Source organism: Streptomyces sp. DH12 (assembly GCF_020873895.1).
GTDB lineage: Bacteria > Actinomycetota > Actinomycetes > Streptomycetales > Streptomycetaceae > Streptomyces.
This window is the reverse complement of the sequence record NZ_JAHWGT010001266.1, coordinates 1-431: the sequence shown is the minus strand read 5'-3', so window position 1 is coordinate 431 and position 431 is coordinate 1. Positions and strand designations below refer to the sequence as shown.

General features: G+C 75.6%; 1 protein-coding gene. It reads right to left on the bottom strand.

The genetic code is table 11. The annotated features are described in order from the left end of the window. The coding region (locus LPA54_RS39600) for an FAD-dependent monooxygenase (RefSeq protein WP_228985240.1) at nucleotides 1–431 on the bottom strand (431 nt) is incomplete at both ends.

Sequence of the window (431 nt, the reverse complement as noted above, 5' to 3'; positions counted from 1 at the left end):
AGCTGGAAGTCGTCCCTGCCGGCGAGCGGGCAGAGGCTGAGGAACTCGTCCCGGCCCTCGCGGGGCGGGAACCTGTGCCACCAGTCCCGGTCCAGGCCGCTGACCCGCACGTCCGCCACCAGCATCGGCAGCGGGTCGACCGCCTCTCCGGTCATAGCGGTGCCGGCCGCCCGGCGCACCGCCGAACGTCCGCCGTCCGCGGCGACGAGGTACCTGGCGCGCAGCGGCGGCCCGGCGGCGAAGCGGGCGGTCACGCCGTCCCCGTCCTGGGTGACGTCCGTGACCTCGCGGCCGAAGGCGATCGTGCCGCCCAGCTCCTCCAGCCGGTCCCGCAGGATCCGCTGGGTGCGCCACTGCGGCACCATCCAGCCCTCGTACGGCGCCTCCTCGGTGGTCTCCACCGGGTCCGCCAGATGGTGCTCGCCCAGCCG